Annotated in this window: 24 protein-coding genes; 15 read left to right on the forward strand and 9 right to left on the reverse strand. The window is 39.3% G+C overall.

Going from position 1 to position 26,385, the window contains the following annotated elements; all coding sequences use genetic code 11:
• Nucleotides 1-2: 2 nt before the first annotated feature.
• The gene (locus KO529_RS12755; RefSeq protein ID WP_215948259.1) at nt 3-383 is read left to right on the forward strand and encodes a DUF4258 domain-containing protein; all 381 of its coding nucleotides are present in this window, start codon (nt 3-5) and stop codon (nt 381-383) included.
• On the opposite strand, the gene KO529_RS12760 is transcribed toward KO529_RS12755, so the two are convergent.
• Nucleotides 380-1,546, reverse strand: a complete 1,167-nt coding sequence (locus tag KO529_RS12760; RefSeq protein WP_215948260.1) for a proline dehydrogenase family protein — start codon at nt 1,544-1,546, stop codon at nt 380-382. The two genes, KO529_RS12755 and KO529_RS12760, sit on opposite strands and share 4 nt — an antisense overlap.
• Nucleotides 1,547-1,638: 92 nt before the next feature.
• On the opposite strand from KO529_RS12760, the gene aroB reads away from it, so the two are divergent.
• Both aroB and KO529_RS12770 read left to right on the forward strand, forming a co-directional pair.
• Nucleotides 1,639-2,700 carry a 3-dehydroquinate synthase gene (gene aroB, locus KO529_RS12765; protein WP_215948261.1) on the forward strand — a complete coding sequence of 354 codons (1,062 nt, stop codon included), beginning with the start codon at nt 1,639-1,641 and terminating at the stop codon, nt 2,698-2,700.
• Between the two features lie 120 nt (nt 2,701-2,820).
• Nucleotides 2,821-3,147: a hypothetical protein gene (locus KO529_RS12770; RefSeq protein WP_215948262.1), complete on the forward strand. Its 327-nt coding sequence runs from the start codon at nt 2,821-2,823 to the stop codon at nt 3,145-3,147.
• On the opposite strand, the gene KO529_RS12775 is transcribed toward KO529_RS12770, so the two are convergent.
• From KO529_RS12775 to KO529_RS12785, 3 genes are all read right to left on the reverse strand, one after another.
• Entirely contained in the window at nt 3,144-3,665 is a 522-nt protein-coding gene (locus KO529_RS12775) for a DinB family protein (RefSeq protein ID WP_215948263.1), read from the reverse strand. The genes KO529_RS12770 and KO529_RS12775 overlap by 4 nt on opposite strands.
• A gap of 126 nt (nt 3,666-3,791) precedes the next feature.
• Nucleotides 3,792-4,271, reverse strand: coding sequence for an Lrp/AsnC family transcriptional regulator (locus tag KO529_RS12780; RefSeq protein ID WP_031444145.1), 480 nt, complete (start codon nt 4,269-4,271; stop codon nt 3,792-3,794).
• Between the two features lie 85 nt (nt 4,272-4,356).
• The gene (locus KO529_RS12785) at nt 4,357-5,484 is read right to left on the reverse strand and encodes a M14 family metallopeptidase (protein ID WP_215948264.1); all 1,128 of its coding nucleotides are present in this window, start codon (nt 5,482-5,484) and stop codon (nt 4,357-4,359) included.
• A gap of 303 nt (nt 5,485-5,787) precedes the next feature.
• Here KO529_RS12785 and KO529_RS12790 point away from each other — a divergent pair, with 303 nt between their 5' ends.
• From KO529_RS12790 to KO529_RS12800, 3 genes are read left to right on the forward strand one after another with little or no spacing between them, the layout of a single operon-like run.
• Nucleotides 5,788-6,165: a helix-turn-helix transcriptional regulator gene (locus tag KO529_RS12790; RefSeq protein ID WP_348646977.1), complete on the forward strand. Its 378-nt coding sequence runs from the start codon at nt 5,788-5,790 to the stop codon at nt 6,163-6,165.
• Between the two features lie 50 nt (nt 6,166-6,215).
• Nucleotides 6,216-6,596 (forward strand): DNA topoisomerase IV, encoded by a 381-nt coding sequence (locus tag KO529_RS12795; RefSeq protein ID WP_215948265.1) that lies wholly within the window; start codon nt 6,216-6,218, stop codon nt 6,594-6,596.
• 2 nt (nt 6,597-6,598) lie between these two features.
• On the forward strand, nt 6,599-7,402 hold the full coding sequence (locus tag KO529_RS12800) for a TerC family protein (RefSeq protein ID WP_215948266.1): 804 nt from the start codon (nt 6,599-6,601) through the stop codon (nt 7,400-7,402).
• Nucleotides 7,403-7,747: 345 nt separating this feature from the next.
• On the opposite strand, the gene KO529_RS12805 is transcribed toward KO529_RS12800, so the two are convergent.
• The 4 genes from KO529_RS12805 to ychF all read right to left on the reverse strand — a co-directional run bounded on the left by KO529_RS12805 (nt 7,748) and on the right by ychF (nt 14,864).
• Nucleotides 7,748-8,704: a sterol desaturase family protein gene (locus KO529_RS12805; protein WP_215948267.1), complete on the reverse strand. Its 957-nt coding sequence runs from the start codon at nt 8,702-8,704 to the stop codon at nt 7,748-7,750.
• A gap of 136 nt (nt 8,705-8,840) precedes the next feature.
• Entirely contained in the window at nt 8,841-11,522 is a 2,682-nt protein-coding gene (locus tag KO529_RS12810; RefSeq protein WP_215948268.1) for a DNA gyrase/topoisomerase IV subunit A, read from the reverse strand.
• Between the two features lie 45 nt (nt 11,523-11,567).
• The gene (locus KO529_RS12815; protein WP_215948269.1) at nt 11,568-13,430 is read right to left on the reverse strand and encodes a DNA topoisomerase IV subunit B; all 1,863 of its coding nucleotides are present in this window, start codon (nt 13,428-13,430) and stop codon (nt 11,568-11,570) included.
• 339 nt (nt 13,431-13,769) lie between these two features.
• Entirely contained in the window at nt 13,770-14,864 is a 1,095-nt protein-coding gene (gene ychF / locus KO529_RS12820) for a redox-regulated ATPase YchF (RefSeq protein WP_215948270.1), read from the reverse strand.
• A 171-nt stretch (nt 14,865-15,035) separates the two neighbouring features.
• Here ychF and KO529_RS12825 point away from each other — a divergent pair, with 171 nt between their 5' ends.
• Nucleotides 15,036-17,711: a TonB-dependent receptor gene (locus KO529_RS12825; protein WP_215948271.1), complete on the forward strand. Its 2,676-nt coding sequence runs from the start codon at nt 15,036-15,038 to the stop codon at nt 17,709-17,711.
• Nucleotides 17,712-17,883: 172 nt separating this feature from the next.
• Here KO529_RS12825 and KO529_RS12830 read toward each other — a convergent pair whose 3' ends face one another.
• On the reverse strand, nt 17,884-18,234 hold the full coding sequence (locus tag KO529_RS12830) for a 4Fe-4S dicluster domain-containing protein (RefSeq protein ID WP_215948272.1): 351 nt from the start codon (nt 18,232-18,234) through the stop codon (nt 17,884-17,886).
• An 86-nt stretch (nt 18,235-18,320) separates the two neighbouring features.
• Between KO529_RS12830 and KO529_RS12835 the strand changes: the two genes are divergently transcribed.
• The 8 genes from KO529_RS12835 to KO529_RS12870 all read left to right on the forward strand — a co-directional run bounded on the left by KO529_RS12835 (nt 18,321) and on the right by KO529_RS12870 (nt 26,371).
• Complete coding sequence (locus KO529_RS12835; protein WP_215948273.1) at nt 18,321-19,382, forward strand: acyl-CoA reductase; 1,062 nt, start codon at nt 18,321-18,323, stop codon at nt 19,380-19,382.
• 215 nt (nt 19,383-19,597) lie between these two features.
• On the forward strand, nt 19,598-20,662 hold the full coding sequence (gene serC / locus KO529_RS12840; RefSeq protein WP_215948274.1) for a 3-phosphoserine/phosphohydroxythreonine transaminase: 1,065 nt from the start codon (nt 19,598-19,600) through the stop codon (nt 20,660-20,662).
• A gap of 152 nt (nt 20,663-20,814) precedes the next feature.
• The gene (locus KO529_RS12845) at nt 20,815-21,765 is read left to right on the forward strand and encodes a D-2-hydroxyacid dehydrogenase (protein WP_215948275.1); all 951 of its coding nucleotides are present in this window, start codon (nt 20,815-20,817) and stop codon (nt 21,763-21,765) included.
• An 83-nt stretch (nt 21,766-21,848) separates the two neighbouring features.
• Nucleotides 21,849-22,481, forward strand: a complete 633-nt coding sequence (locus KO529_RS12850; protein WP_215948276.1) for a DUF937 domain-containing protein — start codon at nt 21,849-21,851, stop codon at nt 22,479-22,481.
• A gap of 166 nt (nt 22,482-22,647) precedes the next feature.
• Entirely contained in the window at nt 22,648-23,103 is a 456-nt protein-coding gene (locus KO529_RS12855; protein ID WP_215948277.1) for a DUF6146 family protein, read from the forward strand.
• Between the two features lie 30 nt (nt 23,104-23,133).
• Entirely contained in the window at nt 23,134-23,454 is a 321-nt protein-coding gene (locus tag KO529_RS12860) for a DUF6787 family protein (protein ID WP_215948278.1), read from the forward strand.
• Between the two features lie 51 nt (nt 23,455-23,505).
• Nucleotides 23,506-23,838: a hypothetical protein gene (locus KO529_RS12865; protein ID WP_215948279.1), complete on the forward strand. Its 333-nt coding sequence runs from the start codon at nt 23,506-23,508 to the stop codon at nt 23,836-23,838.
• A 241-nt stretch (nt 23,839-24,079) separates the two neighbouring features.
• Nucleotides 24,080-26,371 (forward strand): TonB-dependent receptor, encoded by a 2,292-nt coding sequence (locus KO529_RS12870; protein WP_215948280.1) that lies wholly within the window; start codon nt 24,080-24,082, stop codon nt 26,369-26,371.
• Nucleotides 26,372-26,385: the final 14 nt, after the last annotated feature.

Genomic DNA, 26,385 nt, shown 5'->3' on the forward strand with positions numbered 1-26,385 from the left:
TTATGGCATTTTTAAAGCGTTTGGGCTTCTTTCTTTTTGGATTATCTATTGGCTTGGTTTTTTTGACGATTTTTCTAAAGAAAAAATCACAGGAAACGGGTACTGAATTCTGCTATTTCCCTAATTGTAGGACGCTAAAGGATATCAGATCCAAGCAAATTTCCTATTCGGACGCCATTGTTCAACTAATGCAAGAAAGGGAATTGGACAGTACCGATATAAACGGTTTTTTATATAATGGAGAAGTGGACTTTGGTGCAAGCGAAACCAAGACCAAGCCGTGTAAAACTTATTATATTGAAGGTATGTTAAAAGATAGAACGGCGATCTTGAAAGTGAAAAACTGTTCAGAAAAGGCCGTCATAGAGAGTGTTGCTTTTTAAATTTTTCTTCGCTTCCGTTCTTTTTTCAATAAGGTGAGTTCCCGGCTGGTTTGACCCGCTACAGAGGTGTTTTCTTCGGCCCGTCTAATTAAATAGGGCATAACGTCCTTGACCGGTCCAAATGGGAGGTATTTGGCTACATTATATCCTTCTTTTGCCAGATTAAAGGATATATGGTCACTCATGCCATAAAGTTGTCCAAACCAAATTCTCGGGTCGTTGTGCTTAATATCTCCGGCTTCCATTTGTTCCATTAAACGGTAACTACTTATTTCATTGTGGGTTCCTGCGAACAGGGACATGGTGTCCAAATTATCCACCATATAAGCTACTACATTGTCGAAATTTTCATCGGTGGCCTTTTTGGATGCGCAGATCGGGGATGGATACCCTTTTTCCTCGGCCCTGTCGTTTTCTTTTTCCATATAGGCTCCACGGACTACTTTCATCCCTATAAAATAATTGTTTTTTATGGCGTCCTTATGGAGTCTTTTTAGGTAGTCCAGCCGGTCCCATCTATAGGTTTGTAGGGTGTTGAAAACAATGGCCTTCTTTTGGTTGTATTTCCGCATCATGGCTTCGACCAGTTCATCCGCTGCTCCCTGCATCCAACTTTCCTCACCATCTATCAGAATAGAAACTTCCAATTCATGAGCTTTTTTGCAGACCTTGTCGTACCTATTTACCACGCGTTGCCATTCTGCTTTTTCATCTTGGTTAAGGCTCTGGCCTTCCGTTATCTTTTGATAAAGTTTAAAACGTCCAAAACCGGTAGGTTTAAAGACAATGAAAGGTATTGCGGCATTTTCTTTAACAAAATCCAAGGTTCTCAAGGCTTTTTCATAACAGGAATCCAGCTGGTTCTCTACTTCTTGCCCCTCCACAGAATAATCCAAAATAGTGCTTACCCCCTTTTCAAACATTTTATCGGCTACCACTAAACACTCTTCCTCGTTTACCCCGCCACAGAAATGATCAAAAACACTGGCCCGGATAAGTTTTTCAACAGGCAAGTGTGCCTTTATGGCAAAGTTGGTTACAGCAGTACCTATTTTAACCAGGGGTTCGTTTGCGATGAGTTTGAATAAAAAATATGCTCTTTCTAGTTCTGAGTCGGTTTTAAGTGCAAATGCCGTTGCCGTATCCTCAAAAATTTCCTTCATTCCTATGAATTTATTAAGGATTCAAATATAAGTACAGATTTTATATTCTTATCATATAAAATAATGTTTATTTTGCCGTAAATAAATCAATAATGAATTCTATTACGACACACTCCTACTCTGTTCATTTTAACGAAAAGGCCTATGTGGCCCTCAATAATCATTTGGCAAAATCCAACTACTCCAAAATATTTATTCTGGTTGATGAAAATACCCATAATTGCTGCCTGCCAATTTTTATGTCGAAAATTGAAGGTGAATACGATTTTGAGATTATTGAAATAGAAGAGGGTGAAATCAATAAGAACATAGCCACCTGTACACAGGTCTGGGAAGTTTTGTCCGAATTGGATGCAGACCGAAAAAGCGCAATGATAAACCTTGGCGGTGGTGTAGTTACAGATCTTGGAGGCTTTGTGGCTTCCTGTTTTAAGAGGGGTATAGATTTTATCAACGTACCTACTACCCTTTTGTCTATGGTAGATGCCTCCGTTGGGGGGAAAACAGGAGTTGATCTTGGCCCTCTAAAGAATCAGGTTGGGGTTATTAATCAACCCCAAATAGTGGTGGTGGATACCGATTTTCTAAATACGTTGGACCAAAGACAATTAAATAGTGGTTATGCCGAAATGCTCAAGCACGGTCTTATTACCGATGCAGCCTATTGGGAGGCCTTAAAAGGTCTTACAGGTTTTGACGATTTGGATGAATATATCCTTAGGTCGGTAGCCATAAAAAATGAAGTGGTACAACAGGACCCCACAGAACAGCATCTTAGAAAAATCTTAAATTACGGACATACCTTAGGGCATGCCGTAGAATCCTATTTCTTGGAAAGCAAAGAACACCAGCTACTATTGCATGGGGAAGCTATTGCTGTTGGAATGATACTGGAAGGCTATCTTTCCTATAAATTGACAGGCCTAAGTAAGAGTGACTTGGAGGATATTAAGGCAACCTTTCTAGGGAGGTACAAAAAAGTAGATTTTGAACAGAAGGATATCGATACCATTCTAACCTTATTGAAATTTGACAAGAAAAACTCTCATGGTAATGTCAATTTTGTTTTGTTGAAAAGAATAGGTGAACCCGCGATTGACATAAAAGTAACCCCCGAATTACTGGAAGAATCTTTTGCTTACTACGCTGAATAAAGGATACGTATACTATAATTACCACTTTTACAACTCTTTATGGGGTTGATTGGGAAAATTATATAGTTTAGGTAGTGTAAATAACCGCCCTTATTTTTTTTGGGGAATAAACCAACTGCTATGTTACGTAAACTTGTAGATTACAAAAAACTGAGTCATGAAGTGGCTGCACGCCTAATAGAAATGTATCCCTATGGCTATGGAGATGAAGACATTATTATGTTCAAAAATATCCATGGAGAAATTATTGAAGCCGTGGAAGTAAAAACAGAGGATACTATTTATCTCGTAAAGATCAGTAAAAGTCTGGCCAGTTTTATTTCAAACTTCGAGGATAATATGGAAAAGGAATTGGATGATCAGCCGGAATCCGAAACCTTCGATTCGCCTTCGGATGAAATGGAGCTCGAATTAAACCACGAAGAGGAGGAATCTAAAATGGATTAAGCCTGCAGATATCTATGGAGAATAATCTGTTGATGGTGTTTAAGATGCCCACAGATTACAAATCCCAGGGTTCCTACGGTCCATTCAATATTACTGGCTGTCCCAGTACGGGAAAGATCTTCATTTTTTAAATTAAGGAACAGGGTAATGGATGCCTCCCTAACGGCCTTAAATTCTGCAATTAGGCTGTCCTTGTCCCTAGTGTTGGCATTGGAGTGCTTAACAAATAAGTCCTGGTCAAAACCGGGCAAAGGTGTTTTGTCATTTCGCAGGAAGCGCAGGGCCCTATATTGAAAAACACGTTCGGCATCAATAATATGTAAAATTACTTCCGCAATGGTCCATTTGCCTATTTCGTAGGTGCTATGTAATTTATTGTCGGGAATGTTTTTGATAAAATTTGCAAACTCTGTTTTTCCATTGACCAATAAAACCTTTAATTCGCTATCGTCCAATACGGATAAATAAGTTCCATAAAACTGATCGTATGCTTCTTTGGGTAGATCGGATTTTCTCATTTTGTAAATAATAAAAGTTTGCTCTGAGCAGAATATGCCTTCTTTACTCCCACCTTCTTAAAAACAAAAAAATCCCAAACAAAAACTGCTTGGGACCTTTTACATTTTCTTGCCTTTAAGAATTAATTACATTTCGTTGAAGATCGTATGCATAAGACGTTTTTTGTCGTTGATGCTTTCTTCCAATGAAATCATGGTCTCTGTCCTATCGATACCGTCAATATCATCTATTTTAAAAATAATATTTTTAGCATGATTGGTATCCTTTGCTCGTATTTTACAGAAGATATTAAATTTCCCTGTAGTGATATGGGCTACGGTAACATTTGGAATTTGATTTAATCGCTCCAGCACAAACTTGGTCTGATGCGTTTTTTCCAAAAATATACCAACATATGCGATAAAGGCATAACCTAGTTTAACATAATCCAATGTTAATGATGATCCTTTGATAATGCCGGCTTCCTCCATTTTCTTTACACGAACATGAACAGTCCCTGCAGATATCAGAAGCTTTTTTGCTATATCGGTAAATGGTGTTCTGGTATTGTCAATTAACATGTCCAGAATTTGGTGGTCTATTTCGTCTAATTTTACTTTACCCATTAGTGTTTTATTTAAATGCAAAAATAATAAAATATCGAATTAAATGTAATGAATACATTGTTTTTTTATGAAAACCGTAACATTTTTAGATTTTTTGAAAAAATATTCCATTGGAGTTGAGTAGGTCGACCAGGTCAGGATTGTTTTTAAGCTCCGTTAAGTCCTTAGAATAAAGGCAATTATATGTTTTGTGACCAAATTTACCTTGCAAATCACCTATTTCTTCCAATTTCCCTTTGAATTCAATCTTTCCGTTTGTCAAAGTTTCTACAAATAGTATAGCCGCACTACTGCCTAATTCGTACTTGGATTCAAGAAGGTGAATATTCTTTATTATAACATCAAAAAATAATTTGTTGTTGTCAGGAATATCAAAATAGGAATCCCTGTTGAATTGGTCGATGGTTCCCTTTGAAATTACCTCAATGGCCTTGAGCATGGCGGTAAAAATATATTTTCTTGTTTCTTCCCTGTCATAATCTCCGGGAAAATGACCCGACTCGAATAATATAGTGGGGATATTCAACATTTGAAATGTATCGCCAACACAGTTGCTGTTAAATCCGTCATCATATCTTCCCACCTGACCAGGAATAAACTTTTGCAATTCTTCGTTCATGGCAACAATCAGCTGCATGCTGATCCCCCTGGTTGTGGATATACTGCGTTCGGGGTCATGGGCAGGTGCCAAAAAAGAAACCGTTGCGGGTTTTGGAGTATTTCCTACATTAAAAATTGTGCGTTGGTCATGTAGGTTAAAACAATAGTTGGGTTTAAAATCCTCGTATATTTTTCTTAACACCACGCTTTCAGGTTGGGTTCGTTCCTGGGCATCCCGGTTTAAATCCACGTCGTTGGCGTTGACCCTAGTGTAGGCAATGGCTCCATCCGGATTTAATATAGGGACAATTTTAAGGGTACAGTCCTTTAAAATGGAACTGGCCAGATCTGAATCCGATTTTAAAAAATTTATTAAATCCAAAACAGCTTTTGTTGTAGTGGATTCGTTTCCGTGCATTTGGGACCACATCAAAATTTTCAAATCCCCCTTACCTAGCACTATACTTTTTATAGCTCGTCCTTCAACCGATAATCCCTCGGTTTTAACTGTAAAATCTTTGGCGACAGTATTTAGAAATGGGGCAATGTCCTTATCGGTAACGTATCTCCCTGTTATCGTTACTTCCTTTATATCCTTATAATTTAACGGCATGCGATAGTCTCTGGTTTTGTTTGAACCGTGCAAAGGTAGTATCAAAAAGTTTTACATTTGTAAACTATAAATGTTACAAATGTAAATCAAAAATAGGTATGAAAAACTGTCGATATTGGAACTAATTTGAGTCTTCGGACATAAAATATACCTTGTCTATTATTAAAATACATACTATTATAATTCAAGTTTATTAGTACAGTTACCTAAAGTGTTAGATTAATAATTATAGCTCTTAAAGGTGGTGCTCGTTATTAGACTTTGACAGTTTTTAATTACTTTTGTGAATATAAATTTACAATTGTGAATACTCCTGATTTTATAAATAGAATAGATCAAATTTTGAAGTTCCATGATTTATCCGCTTCTGTGTTTGCAGACACCATAGGTGTTCAGCGATCCAGTATCTCCCATCTTTTAGCGGGCAGAAATAAACCCAGTCTGGAATTTGTTCTTAAGGTCATTACCTCTTTTCCGGATGTTGATCTGTATTGGCTGTTGTTCGGTAAGGGCTCTTTTCCCAAGAAATCCAAACCGGCCCCTAGTGTGGAATCCGATTCGAAAGCGGTTGTAAAGAATGAAGTGCCTATAAGTGCTTTATCACAGACCCAGGCCATAGATAAAATTGTTATTTTTTATTCTGACGGAAGTTTTAAATCCTATTCGGAAAAAGGAGGTTGAATTATTAGTTTTTTAGGTGATTTCAGCATCAAATTTCTTTATTTTGTAGCATGACTAAAAACATGACTTTAGGGGTGGTGCTACTCTTGTTGGTGGTATGCTCTTGTTATCAACCTGAACGCAATTGCGCCAATTTTAAAAACGGAAAATTTTCCTTTACCGCAGAGGTTAACGGGGAGGAACTTACTACAACATTTGTGAGGAACGATAGTATTGAATTGGATTATTTTCAGGGAAGGGTTGATACCTCCTCGGTTAGATGGATAAATGATTGTGAGTACATCGTTAAAAAACTTCATCCTAAGAATATGGCCGAGGAGAAATCAATTCATATGAAGATTTTGTCTACTAGCGATAATTCGTATACATTTGAATACAACGTTGTTGGCAGTACCAAAAAATCCAAGGGAACCGCAATTAAAATTGAGTAGCTATGTTTGAAATCTTATCGACTCCGGATGCTTGGGTAGCGTTGGTTACCCTAACCTTTTTGGAGATTGTCTTGGGAATAGATAATATTATCTTCATCTCTATAATCGCCAACAAACTACCCCGAAAACTGCAGGCCAAAGCAACTAATCTAGGGCTGCTTTTGGCTATGGTGCAAAGGATCATATTGTTGTTTGCCGTTTCTTTCTTAATAGGGCTTAAAAATCCGTTTTTCTATATAGAGAGCTCGTGGGTTTATTTGGGGATTAGTGGTCAGGCATTGATCTTGTTTTTTGGGGGGCTGTTTCTATTGTATAAGAGCACCTCTGAAATTCATGAAAAAATAGAAATGCCCGACCATGATGAGAATCAAGTTAGTGCCAAGGGTATTACCAGCTTGTCCAGTGCCATTGTACAGATTATCCTGATCGACTTTATTTTTTCTATAGATTCCATCCTTACTGCGGTGGGTATGACCAACGGTATTGGAAACAAGCCGGGGGATGCATTATTGCTTATGATCATAGCTGTCGTTATTTCCATTATCATCATGATGGTCTTTGCTAATCCAATACGACAATTTATAAGTGCCCACCCGTCTATGCAGATTCTGGCACTTTCCTTTTTGATACTTATCGGATTTATGTTGATTATGGAGGCAGCGCATTTGAGTCACGCTAAATTTTTCGGCAATGAAGTAGGTGCAATTCCTAAGGGCTACCTTTATTTTGCTATAGCCTTCTCTTTATTTGTGGAATTTCTCAATATTCGAATGCAAAAGAATAAGTCTTCGGAAGTAAAGGAATAAGGGTCTTGGTCGTAGCGGATTCTTTTTTTGTTATGCTTTGTTTCCTTTGTAGTTCGATTTAAAAACAATTGTTCAGGGATCAGGTTTCGACTGTTTGGATACGGGTAATTTCTGGTAATGTAATAGTTGTTGCAACGTAGGTTCGCGAAGGATTGAGGTAATTCTATGGGCGCTGTAGGAAGGCAATATTATTGTTATTCATTTTATATAACATGCGTTCCAATAATTTCTTAAAGGTTTTTGGGTGATAGGTTTCGTTGATCAGTTCCTTAAATTATTTATAAGGTGGCAAGTAGTGCTATTGATCCAAAGGTCTAACGAAGTTTGTGTGTAAGATGTAATGTATTAATTGGGTCGACTAAAGGCTACCTCTGGATTTGAAGTTTTTTGCTGCTTAAACAGTCGCTGTTGCTGTTTCACGGTAAGTGTGCTTCCGTCCGGACTCCATCCTGGAGGGCCAAAAATATACATTAGGGCGTGTGATAGTTTTTTTGATTTCTTAACGTCATTGTAAATATCCTTAAACTCGTGTGTTAGGATAACTACTGGATTGTGGGAATTGGGTGCGTGAATAACCCCGTATTTAACATCAATATCATCATCCAGTTCTTTCCAAGTTCCAAACATTTTGTCGAAAATATTCAAGAAACCGCCGTGATTTTTGTCTAGATATTCTACATTTTGGGCATGGTGCACTTGGTGCATGGTGTGGGTATTGAATATTTTTTCAATAAATCCCATCTTTGGGATGTAGACAGAATGTAATTGAAATTGCCATAAGGCTTCAATTCCTAGGCATACAACTACCATTTCTGGAGGAAAACCTATGGCTGGGAGCCACATATAAAAGAGGGGCTTGTATAAAATGGTGAACCATCCGTTACGTACGGCTGTCCCTAAATTGAAATTGTCCGAGGAGTGGTGTACTATATGAGCAGCCCATAAAATACGAACCTCATGATTGGCCCTGTGGAACCAATAATATGTAAAATCGTCCGCTAGCTGGCAAAGGAGCCAAACATACCAAGCGTATCCAAAAGATTCATATCCAAGAATGTTGGTCCTTACCCCGTCGGTAATTGGATTGAACAATTCATAGGTAAATTCAAATATTACAATTGCGGATATAACCTTGATCAAAGGTGCTATTATGGCCGAACCAACACCCATAAATCCGCTCGCGGCCAAATCTTTCCAATCATATAAATGATCGTCGCCATGTGTTTTGCTATAAGTAAGTTCCAGTAAAATGAAAGCTATAAAACAAGGAACTCCATATACCAGGGGGTTGGTAAAATCCATATAAAAAAATCAATTTGTGCAAATATAGGCTATTCTTGGGGTATTTCCTTAAGGAATTAACCCAATTAACCATTAATTAATACAATTAAAAAGGGTGTTAGCTTTTATATTATCTTGCAGATACCCTTGAAAAGTCTTAAAAAAGTGTTGTCTGTCCTTCGTCATCCTCTTTGTCCGAGTTCTTTTCCTTCTTTGGTTCTTGTTCGCTTGTCCCGGTTTTTGGGGAATCCGCCTTTTGGTCCTCCTTGGCTTCTATGTTCTCTTCGTCTATAACCTCAATTTCACTAGTTTCGTTTTCTTTGGGTTCTTCAAAAGGAAGTGGGTCCAGGGCATTTATGTTCTTCACCTTGTCCGAAGTTAGTTGGTTACCTAAAGCTTTTATTCCCTTAACCGATATAAAATCCTCTAAATCAATTATTTGATTAGGTTTAACATCCTTGCCTCTTGGTTTTGAAAATTCAATTTCAACAACGGGTCGCCAATCGGTAGAAACGAGTTCCAAGAACGATTTTGGGTGTTCCGAAATAAACAATTCCTCCTTGTTTTCGTTCTCGATCATAAAACGTTTTACATAGTAGCGGTCTTTTTCCCCTTCATAGTATATGGCAGATAATGGCTTGTTGGGATTCCATTTTTCCAGAACAACCATGTCTTCATCGAAATGGGTGGAAAGGTTGGGGATAAAAGTTTTTGCAACCCCTTTTTGGGTGACGACCAATAGCATATCGTCTCCCTTAAATTCTCCAAGGAGTTCTCCGCGGCCATCCACATTAAGTCTTCTGACTATTTCGTCGAACCAAATTTTTCTCGGCTTTAGGGTGGAAACCCCTTTTTCTTTTAGCTCAATGCGTTTTACCGAGTATTTGGTGACAATATTTCCTTTGGAGGCTCTTCCTTTTATCAGTACGTCGGCGAAATCTATATCCCACTTTAACTTCTTTACGCTGCCCACCTGTCTTAAAAGGACGGTGATTACTTCGGCCTCCCCATTGGGATTGGCTGAAAAATAAAGGACTTCGGATTGTGGTTTGCCGTTTGTAAGGTCGTAAGGTTTGTCCCTGGTAACCCCCGTTACGCTGAATCGTTTAATGTAACTGGCTCCGCCCTTGCCGTCTTTGTAGATCATGTTGTAAATGGTCCGTTTGTCTTTTTTCTTGAATACGGCCACGTGAATAATGTTCTTGCCTACAAAAATTTTGGAGTCTACCTTGGCAATCATCATTTTACCTTCCCTGGTGAAAACAATAATGTCGTCAATGTCGCTACAATCGGTTACATACTCATCCCGTTTTAAGGAGGTGCCAACAAATCCCTCCTCGCGGTTTACGTATAATTTTGTGTTTCTTATAACCACCTTGGTGGCTTCGATGTCGTCAAAAATCCTAATTTCCGATTTTCGCTCCCGTCCCTTTCCATATTTTTCCTTTAGGGACTTGAAGTAGTTTATGGCAAATTCGATCAGATTGGCCAAATGGTGTTTTACCTCTGCGATCCTTTCTTCAAGACTATCCAAATATTGTTGGGCCTTGCCCAAATCGAACTTGGAGATTCTTTTGATCCTAATTTCTGTAAGTCGGACAATATCGTCTTCGGTAACTTTTCTTTTTAAATGGGTCGTATGCGGAGCAAGGCCTTTGTCTATGGCTGCAATAACGCCTTCCCAAGTCTCTTCCTCTTCAATATCCCGGTATATCCTATTCTCTATAAAGATGCGCTCAAGGGAAGCAAAATGCCACTGTTCCTCCAGTTCTCCCAGTTGTATTTCCAATTCGGCCTTTAGAAGTTCCACGGTATAATCTGTGGAGCGTTGCAGCATCTCTGTGACTCCTATAAAAAGAGGTTTGTTGTCCTCTATAATACAGCCCAATGGAGAAATGGAAGATTCGCAGGAGGTAAAGGCGTATAGGGCATCTATGGTTTTATCCGGAGAAAGTCCTGATGGTAGATGTACCAATATTTCTACTTCCGCAGCGGTATTGTCCTCAATTTTCTTGATTTTTATCTTTCCCTTTTCGTTGGCTTTTAGGATGGAATCTATTAAAGAAGAGGTGTTGGTGCCGTATGGTATTTCTCTGATTACCAATGTGTTCTTGTCTAACTGCTGTATCTTGGCCCTGACCCTGATCTTACCTCCTCTTAATCCGTCGTTATAGTTGCTTACGTCTATTATACCGGAGGTGGGGAAGTCTGGGTAAATGGTGAATTTTTGTCCTTTAAGATGTTTTATGGAGGCTTCGATAAGTTCAATAAAATTGTGTGGCAGGACCTTTGTGGAGAGTCCTACCGCGATGCCCTCTGCTCCTTGTGCCAGTAAAAGGGGAAATTTAACCGGGAGATTTACAGGTTCTTTTTTTCTGCCGTCATAGGAGAGTTGCCATTCTGTAATTTTTGGGCTAAATACCACTTCAAGGGCAAACTTTGTCAATCGGGCCTCAATATAACGGGATGCAGCTGCACTATCGCCCGTTAAGATGTTTCCCCAGTTACCTTGAGTGTCAATCAAGAGGTCTTTTTGTCCAATTTGTACCATGGCGTCCGCAATACTCGCATCACCGTGGGGGTGGTACTGCATGGTATGGCCTACAACGTTGGCTACTTTGTTGTATCGGCCGTCGTCCAATTCCTTTAATGCGTGCATTATCCTTCGCTGAACAGGTTTGAATCCGTCCTCTATTGCGGGTACTGCGCGCTCCAGAATAACATAGGAAGCGTAATCTAAAAACCAGTCTTTGTACATCCCCGTAACCTTGGTAAGGGTATCCTGGGTTTCTTCTTGATTTTCTTTTGGTACTTCGTTCAGTTCTTCATTCTCTTCCATAAAGAAAGATTCGTATTAGTTTGGCCTGCCTGCGGGCGGGCTGGTTTATATTTGGTTTTCCTCTACTAGGTCTACCTCTACTTTAAGGTTGTTTATTATAAATTCCTGACGGTCAGGGGTGTTTTTGCCCATATAGAATTCCAATAGGTTCTCTATGGACATCGCTTTGTCCAGCATTACCGGTTCCAATCTAATATCTTCGCCAATAAAATGTTGAAACTCATCTGGGGAGATTTCGCCCAATCCCTTGAATCGGGTTATTTCGGGTTTCCCAGTTAACTTTTCAATGGCCTGTAATTTTTCCTCATGGCTGTAACAGTAATAGGTGTCCTTTTTGTTGCGGACCCTGAACAGCGGAGTCTGAAGTATGTAAAGGTGATTTTCTTTTATTAGTTCCGGGAAAAATTGCAGGAAAAAAGTTATCAATAAAAGGCGAATGTGCATCCCATCAACATCGGCATCCGTTGCAATTACTATTTTGTTGTACCTTAAATCCTCCATGGACTCCTCAATATTCAATGCAGCTTGGAGAAGGTTGAACTCTTCGTTTTCATACACTATTTTTTTGGACATGCCGTAGGAGTTCAAAGGTTTCCCCCTTAGGCTAAATACCGCTTGGGTGTTTACGTCCCTTGATTTGGTTATGGAACCCGAAGCCGAATCACCCTCTGTGATAAACAAGGTGCTTTCCAGGCAGCGATCATTTTTGGAATCTGCCAAATGTACTCTGCAATCCCTTAATTTCTTATTGTGGAGGTTTGCTTTTTTTGCCCTGTCCTTGGCCAATTTTCTAATTCCGGAGAGCTCCTTTCGCTCCCGCTCTGCCTGCATAATTTTACGCTGAAGCTTTTCTGCGGTATCTGGATTTTTGTGTAGGTAATTGTTTAGCTGGGTACCCACAAAATCGTTAATATAGGTACGCACCGTTGGTAGATCGCCGCCCATATCCGTAGATCCTAATTTCGTTTTGGTCTGACTCTCAAAAACAGGTTCCATTACCTTAATGGCTATGGCGGAAATAATAGATTTCCTAACATCGGATGGATCGTAATTTTTGCCGTAGAATTCCCTTATGGTTTTTACTATTGCCTCCCGAAATGCGGTCTGATGTGTTCCGCCCTGGGTGGTATTTTGTCCGTTAACAAACGAATGGTATTCTTCGCTATACTGTGTTTTGCTATGTGTTAAGGCAATTTCGATATCGTTACCCTTTAGGTGTATAATAGGGTAAGTCATGTCCTCAATATTATTATTGTCCTCCAATAGATCTTTTAGACCGTTCTCGGAATGGAATTTCTCCCCATTGTAAATAATGGTGAGACCAGGATTGAGGTATACGTAATTTTTGAGCATGCGTTCCACATACTCGTTTCTGTACTTATATTTTTTGAAGATAATTTCGTCCGGAGTAAAGGAAACCTTGGTTCCTTTTCGCTTGGAGGTTTCTTCCGGGCCTACTTCTGCTACTAGGTTTCCCTGCTGAAATTCTGCAGTTTTAAGCATATTATCCCTGGAGGACTGCACTTTGAAAAAACTGGAGAGTGCATTTACGGCTTTAGTACCAACCCCGTTAAGACCAACAGATTTTTTAAAGGCCCTTGAGTCGTACTTACCACCAGTGTTCATTTTGGAGACTACGTCCACAACCTTGCCCAAAGGTATTCCCCGACCATAATCCCTCACATTGACCATATTATCCTTTATCACGATATCTATGGTCTTACCGGCACCCATTACAAATTCATCTATACAGTTGTCTATAACCTCTTTTAAAAGGATGTAGATGCCGTCATCAGCAGAGGATCCATCTCCCAATTTACCAATATACATCCCCGGACGCATCCGGATATGTTCTTTCCAGTCTAATGAGCGAATGTTGTCTTCTGTATATTGGGCGTTATCTGACATGGTCTAGGGCTTTATCCAAAGTGTTGCTAATATAGCAAGTGTTATAAAAAGATGAAACCCCTAGGCGTTAAAGTAATTAACAAAGGAAACCAACGTTTTGTTGATAGTAAGGGGTATTGTGCAATATAAATTCTTATTTATAAGAAAAATAGCAATAACAAAAGTATGAAATTTTATTGATTCTTTGGGGCGACAAAAAAATCAAGGGCAACTCCGTCCAGCTTTTACGACCTTATAGATATCGGCATTGAAAATGCCTTTTTTCTACCAAGAGGACCATTATGAATACTTCTAGGATTTCTAGGCCTAGTTGGGTTTGCTTTAAGAGGGTATAATAACTTATACGTTAAACCTAAAATGCATTACATCGCCATCCTTGACAATGTATTCTTTTCCTTCTACACGCATTTTTCCAGCTTCCTTGACCTTGGCCTCACTGCCAAAAGAAACAAAATCGTTATAGGAAATAACTTCTGCCCTAATAAAACCTTTTTCAAAATCGGTATGTATAACTCCTGCAGCTTGAGGTGCCGTGGCTCCCACAGGAATAGTCCAGGCCCGTACTTCCTTCACTCCAGCGGTAAAATAGGTTTCCAGATCCAATAGTTTATAGGCTCCCCTGATTAATTTGGCGGAACCAGGTTCGGTCAGTCCTAAATCTTCCAAGAACATTTGTCGTTCCTCATAACTGTCCAATTCCGTAATATCGGCTTCCGTGCCAACGGCCAAAAAGATTACTTCTGCATTTTCGTTGGCAACAGCTGTCTTTACTTGCTCTACATATGCGTTACCAGTGGTAGCAGCATCTTCATCCACATTGCATACGTACATTACTGGCTTATCCGTAATGAATTGTAAAGGCTTAACAAATTCTGCGCGATCTTCCTTGTTGATATCCAGGGCACGTACAGAGGTACCAGTTTCAAGTCCTTGTTTGATCTTCAATAGTACCGCTTCCTCTTTTTGAGCTTCCTTATTTCCAGTTTTGGCTGCCCGTTTTACTTTTTCAAGCTTTTTGTCCACGGTCTCCAAATCCTTTAATTGAAGTTCAATGTCAATAGTCTCTTTATCCCTTACCGGATTTACAGAACCATCTACGTGTACAATATTTTCGTTGTCAAAGCACCGTAGCACATGTAAAATTGCATCTGTCTCGCGAATATTACCTAAAAATTGGTTACCTAGGCCTTCGCCCTTGCTAGCTCCCTTTACCAATCCTGCGATATCTACGATCTCCACAGTTGCAGGCAGTACTCTTTCCGGGTTTACCAGTTCTTCCAATTTTTGTAATCGTGTATCCGGTACATTTACCACCCCAATGTTGGGTTCAATGGTACAAAAAGGAAAATTGGCACTTTGCGCCTTTGCGTTGGACAAACAATTAAAAAGTGTGGACTTTCCTACATTTGGCAATCCTACAATACCTGCTTTCATGGTCGAGATCTATATTAAACGGGAAACATTAATTAAAGTTTATTTCCCAGCCTTTTTTTAAAACAGCTGCAAAGATACTATTTATGTACGTTTATGAACACACATTGACAATCTTAATTATGTAAAAATAAAATACCTAAATTAGAAGTCGAAACACTTAAAACCATTAATATGAAAAAAATCATCTTATTGACTGCTTTTATTCTGGGCAATTTTGCCTTAACAGTTGCCCAAAATTCGGTGTCCGGGAACATTACGGATGATAGTGGCGAACCTTTGGTTGGGGTAAACATTGTGGAAAAGGGCACTACCAATGGTACAACTACCGATTTTGATGGTAATTATCAAATATCGGTCATGGATAATGCAACCCTTGTCTTTAGCTATATTGGGTATGATACCAAGGAGGAAAATGTTTCCGGAAAATCCGTTATCAATGTTGCCCTGTCCGGTGGAATGATGCTGGACGAGGTGCAATTAGTGGGTTCTAGAAGTCCAAAACGTACCTCTACCGATACTGCGGTTCCTGTGGATGTTATAGATATTGCGGAAATCTCTACCCAAACAGGCCGCGTGGAGGTAAATGAACTATTGCAATATGCTGCGCCTTCATTCAATGCCAATAAACAATCTGGGTCGGACGGTGCCGACCATATAGATCCCGCCACCCTTAGAGGCCTTGGCCCAGACCAAACTTTGGTACTTATCAATGGTAAAAGAAGGCACCAATCCTCCTTGATCAATATTTTTGGAACCAGGGGGCGTGGCAACACAGGTACCGATTTGAATGCTATTCCGTCATCGGCCATTAAACGAATAGAAATATTGCGGGATGGCGCTGCTGCCCAATATGGTTCTGATGCCATTGCAGGGGTAATCAACATTGTTTTGAAAAACCAAACGGATAAGGTATCTGGCTTTATTAATTATGGGGCCTATAGTACCAACGCAAAAGGAGATTTTCCGTCAGGAACACCTAATACCGATGGCAACCGATTGGACACGGAGAAGGATGGAAACGCAATAGGTAGTGATCAGAGTTTTGATGGAGGTTCTCTAAAAGCTGGAGTTAATTTTGGGGCGGCTATCGGCAACGATGGTGGTTTTGTAAATGTTACTACGGAATATATCAGCAAGAACAAGACCTTGAGACCTGGGTTCGATTTCAGGAGAGGTTTCGGGGAGGCGGCCATTGACGGATTTAATTTAATGTTGAATGCCTCCGTTCCCCTTTCTGATAATTCGGAATTATATGCCTTTGGTGGAAGAAATTATAGGGACACAGATGCCTACGCCTTTACCAGGAATGGTGGCAATAGGGTAATTCCGTCCATTTATCCCAACGGATTTACCCCAAGGATTACTTCCAATATTATAGATAATTCCTTTTCGGCCGGTTTTAGGACGGAATTGGATAATGGCTGGAAACTGGATATAAGCAATACTTATGGCAAGAATAATTTTCATTATTATATAAAAGGAACCCTTAATGCTTCCTTGGAAGATGTATCTCCCACCGATTTTGATGCTGGTGGACATAGTCTAACCCAGAACACGGTGAATTTGGATTTTTCCAAGTATTATGAAGATGTTTTGGAGGGTATGAACTTGGCTTTTGGTGCTGAATATAGAACGGAAAACTTTATCATTTTTGCCGGTGAGGAAGGATCTTGGGGCACTTATGACGTAAATGGCCTATTAATTACAGATCCGGCCAACCAAACCCAGCCCATCGATCCGGATTCGGGCGATCCCCGTCCCGGAGGATCCCAAGGTTTTCCTGGATACAGTCCCAAAAACGAAGTGGATAGAAGTAGGAGTAACTTTTCACTGTATGCGGACGGAGAGTTTGATCTAACCGAAACCTTTCTTCTAAGTGCTGCAGCTCGATTTGAGAATTTTAGTGATTTCGGAAGTACTCTAAACGGCAAATTGGCCGCTAGGTTAAAAGCATCGGACAATGTGAATATAAGAGGTTCTGTAAGTACAGGTTTTAGAGCTCCTTCCTTGGCCCAAAAATATTACAATCTACAGTTTACGAATTTTGTAGGTGGAGCAGCCTTGGAGTCCCTGTTGTCTCCCAATAACAGTCCTGTAACAGCTTCATTCGGAATAGATCAGCTGACAGAGGAAAAAGCCCTAAATGCTGGCCTAGGTTTTACGGCAACTTTTGGAGATTTTACGGCAACTGTGGATGGGTACTATATTAAGGTAGACGATCGTATAGTGCTTACAGGTAATTTTGATGCGCCTCAAATCCCTAATGTAGAGGCGGCGCAATTCTTTGTAAATGGGGTGGATACCAAAACTACAGGTTTGGATATTGTTTTGGCTTGGAAGAAAAGTTTTGACGACAATAGGTTGTCTGCCACTTTTACGGGCAATATTAATGATATGAAAATAGATAAGGTAAACAATGGTAGTTTGGATGCGGAAACCTTTTTTGGAGAAAGGGATAAGGGTTTTCTACTGGCCTCGGCCCCAAAAAGCAAATTTACCCTGAATATGAATTACAGCAGGGACAAGTTTGATGCCGGCCTGGCCTTCACCCATTTTAGCAAGGTGGAGTTACTGGATTACCAGATGTATGAGCCCACCTCCGATTATGCCAGTTTTGAAGATCAAATTAATCAGGCAACGGATACCTATGATGCCAGGCTGGTTACAGATCTGGTTTTTGGTTATAAATTATCTGATGGCCTTAAATTAAATATAGGCGCCAATAATTTATTTAACGTTTACCCTGACCAACAGGACGATTGGGTAGAAGGAGGAGGTTATTGGGACTCCGTACAAATGGGCTTTGGGGGAGCTTATTACTATGCCAAAATAGGCTTTACATTTTAAAAAATTCTAGAACCCAAAATAAAAAAGGCTGCTCTTGAGCAGCCTTTTTTATTTTGAAACATTGGCAAGAACCTTTGTCTGGAACTGTAATTGCCATAGAATTTTCAGAAAAATTTAGATATCCTCCAATTAAATTTCAATTGGGGAATGTGCATCTATATTTATGCCTGACCTATTCAGGGTGCATAAAACGTTGCTTGCCCAAAAGTACTTCTTCAGTCTCCACGTGGTCTTCATCAGGTACGCAGCAATCTACTGGACAAACGGCGGCACACTGTGGTTCGTCATGGAAACCTTTACATTCCGTGCACTTATCAGGGACAATAAAATATATCTCGTCACTTACGGGCTCCTGTGATTCCTCGGCATTGACTGCTTTGCCATTGGGCAGTACAACATCACCTTTTAAAAGGGTTCCGTCGCTATAGCGCCAATCATCCGCACCTTCATAAATTGCAGTATTTGGGCATTCCGGTTCACAAGCTCCACAATTTATGCACTCATCTGTTATTATAATTGCCATATTTTATATTTCTTTTATGCTGATTTAATTTCAGTATCAATACTTTTGTACAAAGGTAAAGCCTAATAAAATCTTTTACAAATATAATGACTGACCTTAGACATAGACTTAATGCTTTTGTTAAACTTGGTAGTTTTTTCAAAGAATATTGCAAATATGCTAAAAACAAAACTCAATTAGATGATAATCAGTATGCATGGTTTGTAAAATTCGATGAAATACTAGAATTGGCCGGACATCATAATGGTTGGTTTACCCCTGAAAATATTTTATTTAGTTTAGAAAGTTGGGCAGAATTACTAACGCCATCAGGGCTTGAAAATTGGTTGTCCGCCTATGAACTGAAAAAAAGCAGGCCTAAAACAGTGGCCTTGATCATGGCGGGTAATATCCCCTTGGTGGGCTTCCATGACTTTATAAGTGCTCTGATAACAGGTAACAGAGTCTTGGTAAAACTCTCTTCCAACGACAAAGTTTTATTGCCTTTTATTGCTCAATATCTAATTGAAATAGAGCCTTTGTTAAAAGATCAAATTTCATTTTCTGAAGGCAAACTGGAACATTTTGATGCTGTTATTGCCACAGGAAGCGACAATACATCGCGGTATTTTGAACATTATTTTGGAAAAAAGCCCAATATCATCAGGAGAAATAGGAATTCGGTGGCCATCCTTAGTGGCCATGAAACCAAAGATGAGTTGACCGCCTTGGGCGAGGATATTTTTAGGTATTATGGATTGGGCTGTAGAAGTGTTTCCAAATTATTTGTTCCAATAGATTATAATTTTGATACCCTGTTTAAGGCTCTTTACCCTTATAATAGCATAATCGAACAACTTAAGTACGCCAACAATTATGACTATAACAAGGCGGTGTACCTAATGAGTTTATATAAGATTTTGGAAAATGGTTTCCTTATGTTAAAGGAGGATAAAAATTATGCATCCCCTATTGCTACCGTTTTTTATGAGTTTTATGAATCCCCTGAGGAGTTGAAAATTAGGCTAGCTAATGAAAAAAATAGGATTCAATGTTTGGTGGCCAAAGGATTTATGGCAGATGAGGTACCATTTGGACAGACCCAAAAGCCATCTTTGACGGATTATGCGGATAATATTGATACTGTTGATTTTTTGTTGAAAATATAATGTAATAATTTAGGTAGGCACTACCCTACTTCCTAAAATATTTATGACCTTTAACCTTTGAAAAAAGTATAACTGAATTTAAAAATAGCCCAATAACATGTGTAGTACGGACAAATAGTAAAAATAATTAAGTTCCGTGTTACCTGGAAATTGTAATATTTTTTTAACCTCTCAGAGATGTAATGCAATCTTTGAATAACCCTAATTAGTAATAAATGAAAAAACATAATTTTAGTGCCGGCCCTTGTATCCTGCCACAGGAAGTAATCATAAAAGCTTCTGAGGCTGTGTTGGATTTTAATGGACTGGGACTTTCCCTGATCGAAATTTCACATAGAAGTAAGGATTTTGTCGCTGTAATGGATAAAGCCAGATCCCTCGCCTTGGAGCTATTGGATCTGGAAGGAAAAGGCTATCAGGCCTTATTCCTACAAGGAGGCGCTAGCATGGAGTTTTTAATGGTAGCCTACAACTTATTGGAGAAGAAAGCTGGATATCTTAATACAGGTACCTGGGCCGATAAAGCGTTAAAGGAAGCCAAGTTTTTTGGTGAGGTCATTGAGGTGGGTTCATCCAAAGATGAGAATTTTAGCTATATCCCCAAGGGTTATTCTATTCCTAGCGACTTGGACTACCTGCACCTAACTTCAAACAATACTATTTATGGAACACAGATAAAGAAATTTCCAAAAACGGAAGCTACTTTGGTCTGTGATATGAGTTCCGATATATTTTCCAGACAATTGGATTTTTCACAATTCGACCTAATTTACGCCGGAGCCCAAAAAAACATGGGTCCTGCAGGGACCACCTTAGTAGTGGTGAAAGAGGAAATCCTGGGCAGGGTAAGCAGAAAAATACCGTCTATGCTGGATTATAAGGTTCATATTGAGAAAGAAAGTATGTTTAACACCCCTGCCGTATTTCCGGTTTACGTTTCCATGCTAACGTTGGAGTGGCTTCAAAAGTTGGGTGGAATTGCAGCCATTGAGGAGATTAATGAAAAGAAAGCTCAACTGTTGTACTCAGAAATAGATTTGAATCCTTTGTTCAACGGCTACGCCCATAAAGAGGACCGTTCCAATATGAATGCAACCTTTACGCTAGAAGAGGAAAAGCTTAAAGATGTATTTGACGGAATGTGCAAGGAAGCTGGAATAAATGGAATAAACGGACATCGTTCTGTTGGCGGATATAGGGCTTCCATGTATAATGCCCTTCCTTTGGAGAGTGTGGGCACCTTGGTAGATGTAATGAGCGAATTGGAGCGAAAAGCGTAAAAGTTCGGATAGGTCTTGGGCCTGCTGTAATAGCACGGCATAGTGCCTATGCCAAGAGCTAAGGCAATTCATCAAAATATTAGCTTGAGTGTTCAGATAGATCAATTTGGCGCCAATATTTAATATTAATAGTATTATAATTAACAATTAGCATGAAAATTTTAGCAAACGACGGAATATCAAAAAGTGGCGTGCAAACCTTGGAAAATGCCGGTTTTGAAGTTTTGGCGGTGAATGTGGCGCAAGAACAGCTTGTGTCTTACATAAACCAAAATAAGGTTTCGGTACTGCTAGTAAGAAGCGCAACTAAAGTTTTTAAGGATGTAATAGATGGTTGCCCTGCCTTGAAAATCATAGGCCGGGGTGGCGTGGGAATGGACAATATAGATGTGGATTATGCCAAATCCAAGGGCATCCATGTTATTAATACTCCAGAAGCTTCATCTTCCTCTGTGGCCGAATTGGTTTTTGCCCATTTGTTCAGTGGCGTAAGATTTTTGCACGATGCCAATAGGAATATGCCGTTGGAAGGCGATAGTAATTTTAAGAAACTTAAAAATGCCTATGCCAAGGGCATAGAGTTAAGAGGTAAGACTTTAGGGATAATAGGTTTTGGGAGGATTGGTGTGGCAACCGCCAGGATAGCCCTTGGGATTGGTATGAAGGTTATTTTTACCGACCCTTTTTTGGATGATGCTACGGTGACCGTACCATTTTTTGATAACCGATCAATTTCTTTTGAACTTACTAGTACTCCCTTGGAAAACTTGTTGAAAAGCGCTGATTTTATTAGCCTGCACGTTCCTGCTCAAAAAACCTATCTTATAGGCAAGAGGGAATTTGGTTTAATGAAGGACGGTGTTGGCATAGTAAACGCTGCCCGTGGGGGTATTCTGGATGAGGTAGCCCTTGTGGATGCATTGGAAAGTGGGAAGGTTGCCTTTGCAGGATTGGATGTTTATGAGTCCGAACCTATTCCGGAAATACGGATTTTGATGCATCCGGATATTTCCCTTAGTCCACATATTGGTGCTGCTACAGAGGAGGCCCAGGATCGTATAGGAATGGAACTGGCCTCGCAAATTATTGAACTTTATAAATAAAGGAATTGAAGATAAAATCAAGCAGTTCAAACTGTTTTTTGTATCTTAAAGCATATTAATTACTAATCATAACACTTATAAAAATGTCAGGATTATTGGATCTTTTAAGCAGCCCAATGGGCAAACAATTAATTAGTGGGGTTGCCGGTCAAACTGGACAACCGGAAAACAAAACGGCAGACGTTTTGAGCATGGCAATGCCGCTTTTATTAGGTGCCATGAAGAAGAACGTGTCTTCCCCACAAGGGGCTGAAGGTCTAATGAATGCCCTATCTTCTAAACATGATGGTGGATTGTTGGATAATCTAGGAGGTTTGTTTGGTGGCGGAGTCGATCAATCCGTTATTAATGATGGAGCAGGGATTTTAGGACATGTATTTGGAGGAAAGCAGGCCAATGTGGAAAATGCTTTAAGTCAGAAATCGGGATTGGACGCAGGATCTGTTGCCCAAATCCTTAAAATTGCCGCACCTTTGGTAATGGCCTACTTGGGTAAAGAAAAAGCACAAAGCAATGTAAATGATGCCAATGGACTAAATAGCTTATTGGGAAGTATGCTTGGTGGGCAACCAGAACAGAACCAGAGCCTAATTATGACTTTGTTGGATTCTGACGGCGATGGTAGTGTATTGGATGATGTTGCTGGGATGGTCATGGGAACCAGTAAAAAGAAAAGTGGATTGGGAGGTTTGCTTGGCGGGCTTTTTGGAAAATAACAGTTTTAACATAATATAAGGAAAGCCATTTGTAACATAAATGGCTTTTTTTGTATCTTATAAGAAGGAAATGGAGGATCTGTAAGCACAGTAAATCTCCGGCATTACACCTGGAAAACCTGTGCTGTTACGTATTTATTCTATGACTTTTGAAAATATATAAGCGATGAAAAAGATTATTTTTACACTAGGGGTTGCTATCCTGTTTGTATTATTCTTGGCTAACTGTACTAGTACCAAGCAAGCTATTTCGGTTACGGACGAAGAGAAGGCCGCTTTTTCCCAAACGGAGGGAGATACTATAACCATCAGGGATGAAAAAACGGAATATGAAATTATTATAATTGAGCCTGGCTTCGATTTTTGGCTTCAAAGTATAGCCAAGCCTGAAGGTTATTATTCCCAATCCTTTCTGGAAAATAGGAATAGAATTATGGTAATAGAATGGAACCAAAGGGTAATGCAACCATATAGATATAATTCCAATCTATATGAGCTTCGAATCGATTATGACCCTAATATAGATTATGGGTACGAGGTAAATTATAAATTGTACAACTACTTTATTTATTTTCAGCGCAAATACAATCAAAGATTGGGACCATTTGTTCCCCGCGTATAAAAAGTTATCTTTGTAATGATTTTTTAAGGTATGAAGAAATTAAAACAACGTTGGGGAGTAAGCTCCAATTTGCAGCTCGCTATAATTTTTATAGTATTCTCCATTACTGGTTCATCTGCGGTATATGCTGCAAAGCCGTTTCTAAATTGGATCGGACTTAATAGAGAAAATTTTTCTCCTGATTTTCTATGGGGAGGTCTTATTTATCTGACTTTTAGAATATTGTTGATTTTTCCCATTTATCAATTCCTCTTGGTTATTTATGGATGGCTGTTCGGTCAGTTCAAATTCTTTTGGGAATTTGAAAAAAAGATGTTGAGCCGATTGGGCTTAGGCTTCATGCTTAAATAAATTATATTTTTCTTAACAAACATTTTGTTGGCATACCACTAGATTTGAAAAGTGAAGATAAATTTAAGAAATATCCTATTTTCTTTTATTGCCGTCCTCTTGGTCGGTTTAATAACCCTTCCTTCTGTTTTAAAATTAAAACATGCCATCTTTGAGCACCATACCTTTGTTTGTAAGGAAAAAGGTAAACTGCATATACATGAAGTAGAATTGGATTGTGATTACCATAAATTCAACCTTACGCATTATTATACCCATACGCAACAGGAGTTTACCACATTTTCAATATTACCTAAATCAGAAAGAATTATAAACTTCTATAATTTTTTAAGCAAGTACCAAAAACTTCATTTCTCAAGAAGGGGACCTCCATCGGCCATATAATACTTTTTACGCGACTTATATATTCATGGACATACACATTGTTTGCCCATGAAACTCTATAGTTATAAAGAAGGTGGCCCGATACATTTATAGATGTTGGTATGCCGTATTATATCATAAGCTTTAGGGGGTTGTAGGTTTTAAAGCCTTACCGTATAAGTACACCAAGCAATTTTAAACAATACTTTGGAGGTGAATTGCCTTTCATTAGGAGTTATAGCCTTTACCTAAAATAAAATAAATGAGAAATGTAATTCTGTCAATGCTCTGCATTTTGACATATATATCAGCAAATTCCCAAAATACCCTATCCGGTAAAATAATTAATAAAGAGAATCAAGAAGGCTTGGAACAGGTCACCATATATTTTCCACAAATGGAAAAGGGCGGTATTACCAATAGCGATGGGGAATACAAAATTGAAGCTTTACCAACGGGGACCTATAAAATAGTAGCCTCCTATATCGGCTTTTTAACTTTTTCTGGCAATATTACTATAGAAAAAGGCAGCAATACCTTGGATGTTTCATTGCTTCCAAGCGCTATTGAAATGGAAGAAGTTATTGTATCTACCCCATTCCACAAATTGCAACGTGAAAATGTTATGAAGGTGGAGTTTGCAAAGCTATCATCCCTTAAGGCCCAGGGAGCTCCTACTCTTGTGGAAGGTTTAGGATCCATACCCGGGGTGGATGTAGTTTCTACCGGGGTGGGAATAGGGAAACCAGTAATCAGGGGACTTACTTCCAACCGCGTTTTGGTGTACGCCCAGGGAATTAGGCTGGAAAACCAACAGTTTGGGGCAGAACATGGCCTGGGAGTAAACGAAGCGGGAATAGAAAGTGTTGAGGTAATTAAGGGTCCTGCTTCCCTATTATATGGCTCTGACGCTATGGGGGGAGTACTTTATTTAAACCCGGAAAAATTTGCGGCCCCTAATAGCACGGAGGGAGATATAAACCTCAACTACAATACCAATACCCAAGGTTTAAATAGTGGAGCTGGCATAAGATCTTCAGGAGAAAGATTTAAATACCTTCTACGATTGGCAACCAATAACCATGTAGATTATTTAGGTGGAGATGGCAATAGGGTTACCAATTCCAGATTCAACGAAAAAGATTTAAAAGCGGGATTGGGTTACCAGGCAACTTCCTTTAAAAGTGAATTTAGGTATAATTACAACCAATCCAATTTAGGGATTCCGGAAGAGATAGGATTGCAGACCACCTCCAGGACACCCGATTTACCTTATCAAAAATTGGACAACCATATTTTGAGTTCCAATACCAAAATATTCTTCAACAACTCTAACTTGGACATCACCTTGGGGTATATAGGAAATAATCGTAAGGAGTTTGAAGACCACCATCACCATGAGGAAGATGAGGAAGATCATGAAGAAGGCGAAGAAGATCATGAAGCCCATGAAGAAGAAGGCCATGAGGAAGCTGCTTTAGACATGAAGCTCAACACCTTTAATTATAATGTACTTTACCATTTTCCTGAGTGGAATAGGTTTGAAACAGTAGTGGGTATACAAGGAATTCATCAAACCAATAGAAATTTTGGGGAAGAGATCTTAATTCCGGATGCAACGACCAAAGACATAGGGCTTTTGGGAACCACACATTTTCACCTCGATCAAAACAACGATTTTCAAGTGGGACTGCGCTATGACCACAGGCAAATAGACGGAAAGGCCTACGGTGTTAGCGGGGATGAAGGATATATTGCTCCTTTAAAACGGAACTTTAATAGCTTTAATGGCGCAGTGGGATATAAGAACAATATTTCAGAGCAATTCACGGGTAGAATCAATATTGCTACAGGCTTCCGGGCTCCCAATTTGGCGGAACTAACTTCCTATGGTAGCCATGAGGGTACCAACAGGTTCGAAATAGGAAATGCAGACCTCAAGAACGAACAGAACCTTCAAATTGATCTGGCTTTGGAATTTCAAAATGAGCATTATGAATTTTTTCTAAACGGTTTTCACAACAGTATAAAGGACTATATCTTCATAGCACCTAGCGGAACCTTTATGGATGAAACTCCTGTTTACAACTATCTACAACAAGATGCCACACTTTATGGAGGGGAAATTGGATTTCATTTACACCCCCATCCGTACGATTGGCTGCATATTGAAAGTAGTTATCAAACGGTGTTCGGTGAATTGCAGACCGGTGAGGCCTTGCCTTTGATACCCGCCAATAAATTGACCAATACTTTGAGGGTAGAGTTTAACAATGCCAAGGGATGGTGGCTTAGGTCCAATGCGTTTGTTTCTTTGAATACTAACTTTAAGCAGGGAAAAGTAAGTACTTTTGAAACAGTTACCCCAGGGTACTCCCTTTTAAACGCAGGCTTAGGAGGGGACATTCAATTTTTGAAAAAATCTATGAATATCACCATTAGTGCGAATAACCTTTTGGACAAAAAATACATTGCCCATCTGTCCCGTCTGAAAAGTGATGACATATTGAATATGGGAAGATCGGTTGTTGTGGGCCTAAACATTCTATTGTAAAAGAAGTTTGCCAT

Source organism: Arenibacter algicola, from assembly GCF_018860365.1.
Classification (GTDB): Bacteria; Bacteroidota; Bacteroidia; order Flavobacteriales; family Flavobacteriaceae; genus Arenibacter; species Arenibacter algicola_B.

Coding starts and splice junctions, on each gene's coding strand:
- KO529_RS12805 (WP_215948267.1), bottom strand. CDS start 8,704: ATGGATTTTACCAACCCCCTGGTATATGGAGTTCCTTGTTTTATAGCT.
- KO529_RS12795 (WP_215948265.1), top strand. CDS start 6,216: ATGACTAAAAACATGACTTTAGGGGTGGTGCTACTCTTGTTGGTGGTA.
- KO529_RS12835 (WP_215948273.1), top strand. CDS start 18,321: ATGACTGACCTTAGACATAGACTTAATGCTTTTGTTAAACTTGGTAGT.
- KO529_RS12860 (WP_215948278.1), top strand. CDS start 23,134: ATGAAGAAATTAAAACAACGTTGGGGAGTAAGCTCCAATTTGCAGCTC.
- serC (WP_215948274.1), top strand. CDS start 19,598: ATGAAAAAACATAATTTTAGTGCCGGCCCTTGTATCCTGCCACAGGAA.
- KO529_RS12775 (WP_215948263.1), bottom strand. CDS start 3,665: ATGAGAAAATCCGATCTACCCAAAGAAGCATACGATCAGTTTTATGGA.
- KO529_RS12830 (WP_215948272.1), bottom strand. CDS start 18,234: ATGGCAATTATAATAACAGATGAGTGCATAAATTGTGGAGCTTGTGAA.
- KO529_RS12770 (WP_215948262.1), top strand. CDS start 2,821: ATGTTACGTAAACTTGTAGATTACAAAAAACTGAGTCATGAAGTGGCT.
- KO529_RS12815 (WP_215948269.1), bottom strand. CDS start 13,430: ATGTCAGATAACGCCCAATATACAGAAGACAACATTCGCTCATTAGAC.
- KO529_RS12755 (WP_215948259.1), top strand. CDS start 3: ATGGCATTTTTAAAGCGTTTGGGCTTCTTTCTTTTTGGATTATCTATT.
- KO529_RS12870 (WP_215948280.1), top strand. CDS start 24,080: ATGAGAAATGTAATTCTGTCAATGCTCTGCATTTTGACATATATATCA.
- KO529_RS12785 (WP_215948264.1), bottom strand. CDS start 5,484: ATGCCGTTAAATTATAAGGATATAAAGGAAGTAACGATAACAGGGAGA.
- KO529_RS12800 (WP_215948266.1), top strand. CDS start 6,599: ATGTTTGAAATCTTATCGACTCCGGATGCTTGGGTAGCGTTGGTTACC.
- aroB (WP_215948261.1), top strand. CDS start 1,639: ATGAATTCTATTACGACACACTCCTACTCTGTTCATTTTAACGAAAAG.
- ychF (WP_215948270.1), bottom strand. CDS start 14,864: ATGAAAGCAGGTATTGTAGGATTGCCAAATGTAGGAAAGTCCACACTT.
- KO529_RS12825 (WP_215948271.1), top strand. CDS start 15,036: ATGAAAAAAATCATCTTATTGACTGCTTTTATTCTGGGCAATTTTGCC.
- KO529_RS12850 (WP_215948276.1), top strand. CDS start 21,849: ATGTCAGGATTATTGGATCTTTTAAGCAGCCCAATGGGCAAACAATTA.
- KO529_RS12855 (WP_215948277.1), top strand. CDS start 22,648: ATGAAAAAGATTATTTTTACACTAGGGGTTGCTATCCTGTTTGTATTA.
- KO529_RS12760 (WP_215948260.1), bottom strand. CDS start 1,546: ATGAAGGAAATTTTTGAGGATACGGCAACGGCATTTGCACTTAAAACC.
- KO529_RS12780 (WP_031444145.1), bottom strand. CDS start 4,271: ATGGGTAAAGTAAAATTAGACGAAATAGACCACCAAATTCTGGACATG.
- KO529_RS12845 (WP_215948275.1), top strand. CDS start 20,815: ATGAAAATTTTAGCAAACGACGGAATATCAAAAAGTGGCGTGCAAACC.
- KO529_RS12810 (WP_215948268.1), bottom strand. CDS start 11,522: ATGGAAGAGAATGAAGAACTGAACGAAGTACCAAAAGAAAATCAAGAA.